Below are 2,798 nucleotides of genomic sequence, written 5' to 3'. Positions count from 1 at the left end.
ATGCCGAAGCCAAGAAGAAGGCCGGCATCGACCTCGCCTTCTTCGGTCCGGATAACCGCGCCGGCGCCAAGCTCGCCGGCGATGCGCTGGGCAAGGCGTTGGGCAAGGGCGGCAAGGTGGTCATCCTCGAGGGCAATCCGGAAGCCGACAACGCCAAGGAGCGCAAGCTCGGCTTCGACGATGCGGTGAAGGAGCACGGCCTCGATCTGCTCGACTCGAAGACGGCGCATTGGGAGACCGAGGAAGCCAACACGTTGATGACCAACTTCATGACCCAGTACCCCGACATCCAGGGCGTGATGGCGGCCAACGATTCGATGGCGCTCGGCGTCGTCAAGGCGATCGACGCGGCCGGCAAGTCCGGCCAGATCAAGGTGGTCGGCTTCGACAACATCCCGGCGGTCGGGCCGTTGCTGAAGGAAGGCAAGATGCTGGCCACGGTCGAACAGTATGGCGCGCAGATGGCGGCCCTCGGCATCGACTACGGCCTGCGCGAGCTCGCCGGCGAGAAGTTCTCCGGCTGGGTCAAGACCGACATCAAGCTGGTCACCGCCTGAGGCAGCGCAACGGCGCCAGCATCTCAAATGCTGGCGCCGTCGCTCCGCCCCGCACGCCTTGTCATCGCCGCCCGGCAATTCCGGCGGCGATGACCGCGCGCTCCTGCCGGATTATGCGGTAGAAGAGCGCAATCAGGATCATGCCGCATGGACGACGTCATTCTTTCCCTTGAAGGGGTCGGGAAGATTTTCCCCGGCGCCGTCGCGCTGAGCGATGTGTCGCTGTCGATCGCGCGCGGCGAAACCCACATCATCCTGGGCGAGAACGGTGCCGGCAAGTCGACGCTGATCAAGCTTTTGGCCGGCATCTACCGGCCGGACGGCGGCGCGATCGCCTTCAACGGCGCGCCATATCAGCCGAAGACGCCGCACGATGCGCAGCAGAGCGGCATCCGCATCGTGCATCAGGAGCTCAACCTGCTGCCCTATCTCAGCATCGCCGAGAATTTGATGCTGGAAAGCCTGCCGCGCCGTCGCTTCGGCATCGTCGACGGCAAGGCGCTCAACCGGCGCGCCTTGGCCCTGCTCAAGGAGGTCGGGCTCGACATCGATCCAAGGACGCGCGTCGAGGCGCTCGGCGTCGCGCAGATGCAACTGGTCGAGATCGCCAAGGCGCTGAGCTATGACAGCAAGCTTCTCGTCCTCGATGAACCGACGGCGACGCTGACGCCACCGGAAATCGAGCGTCTCTTCGCCATCATCAAGCGGCTGAAGGCCAGGGGCGTTACTATCATTTATATCTCCCACCGCCTGCACGAGGTGTTCGAGATCGGCGACCGGGTCACCGTGCTGCGCAACGGCAGGCTGGTCGCGACCCGCGACCTGCAAGGCCTCACCGTTCCGGACCTTGTGCGCATGATGATCGGCCGCGACATCGCCGACGAATACAGCTTCGATGCCGCGATCGTGCCGGGCAAGGTCGCGCTCAGCATCAGCAACCTGAAGCGCGACGCCACGACACCGGCGATTTCCTTCGATGTGCGACATGGCGAGATCCTCGGCGTCGCCGGACTGGTCGGCAGCGGCCGGACGGAAGCCATGCGGGCGCTGTTCGGGGCCGATCCGAAACTTGACGGCGTCGTCGCCATCGACGGCAGGCCAGTGGCGATCACGGCGCCGAAGGATGCGGTGCGGCATGGCTTGAGCCTGCTGACCGAAGACCGCAAGGGGCAGGGCCTGCTTCTCGACCTGCCGGTCGACAAGAACATCACCATCACCGATCTCGGCAAGGTCTCGCGCCATGGGCTGGTCAACCGCAGGGCCGAAGCCGCGGCGGCCACCGACCTGGTAGGCCAGCTGCGCGTCAAGGCAAGCTCGATCGAGCAGGCGGTGCGCAACCTTTCGGGCGGCAACCAGCAGAAGGTGGTGCTGGCCAAATGGCTGTTCCGCGGCACCTCGACGCTGATCCTCGACGAGCCGACGCGCGGCGTCGACATCGGCGCGCGGCGCGAGATCTATCAGCTCCTGTGGATGCTGGCGGCGGCGCAGAAAGGCATCATCATGGTGTCGTCCGACCTGCCCGAGCTGATGGGCATGTGCCACCGCATCATCGTCTTTTCCAAGAACAGAATAGTCGGCGAGGTGCCGCGCGCCGAATTCGACCAGGAGCGCATCCTGTCGCTCGCCTATCAGGAGTATGTGAGACCATGAGCGAGACGTCCGAGGCTGTCGTGTCGGCGCCTGTTTCCCCCGGCAGGGCGAAATTCCTGCGCTTTCTCATCCGCGACGCCGGCGTGCTCCTGGCGCTGGTGCTGATTACGATCTTCTTCTCCATCAGCGCGCCCTATTTCGCCACGCCGGGCAACGCGCTCAAGATCTTCGTTCAGATCGCCATCAACACGGTTCTGGCCGCGGGCATGACCTTCGTCATCCTCACCGGCGGCATCGACCTTTCGGTCGGCTCGGTGCTGGCGCTCTGCACGGTGGTGGGCGCCACCATCATGATCAACGAGAGCCTGTCGCCGGCGGCGGCGATCACGCTGGCGCTCATCGCCTGCATGGCGACCGGTGCTGCCTGCGGCTTCCTCAACGGCTGGATTTCGACGCGCTGGAAGATTCCGTCCTTCATCGTCACGCTCGGCATGCTCAACATGGCCGCGGGCGCGGCCCGCGTGGTCAGCGACAATTCGACCATCACCGGCCTGCCGCAAAGCTTCGTCGATTTCGGCAATCTGATCATCGGCGGCTTCCTGCCCTCGATCTTCCTTGTCGCGGTGCTGGTAATCGCGATCGGCTGGTTCG

The 2,798-nt window shown here is 64.8% G+C and carries 3 protein-coding genes; all 3 read left to right on the top strand.

Annotated elements, in window-relative coordinates; genetic code table 11:
• Positions 1-557 (top strand): substrate-binding domain-containing protein (locus tag EN742_RS30600; protein WP_148670371.1); only part of this gene is annotated, 557 nt, incomplete at its 5' end.
• A 147-nt stretch (positions 558-704) separates the two neighbouring features.
• Positions 705-2,207, top strand: coding sequence for a sugar ABC transporter ATP-binding protein (locus EN742_RS30595; protein WP_126057349.1), 1,503 nt, complete (start codon positions 705-707; stop codon positions 2,205-2,207).
• Positions 2,204-2,798 (top strand): ABC transporter permease (locus EN742_RS30590; protein ID WP_148670370.1); only part of this gene is annotated, 595 nt, incomplete at its 3' end. The genes EN742_RS30595 and EN742_RS30590, both read left to right, overlap by 4 nt.

It is taken from the genome of Mesorhizobium sp. M4A.F.Ca.ET.020.02.1.1 (genome assembly GCF_004022645.1).
Taxonomy (GTDB): domain Bacteria; phylum Pseudomonadota; class Alphaproteobacteria; order Rhizobiales; family Rhizobiaceae; genus Mesorhizobium.
Note: the sequence above shows the minus strand (reverse complement) of the source record. Positions and strands in the feature narration are given on the sequence as shown.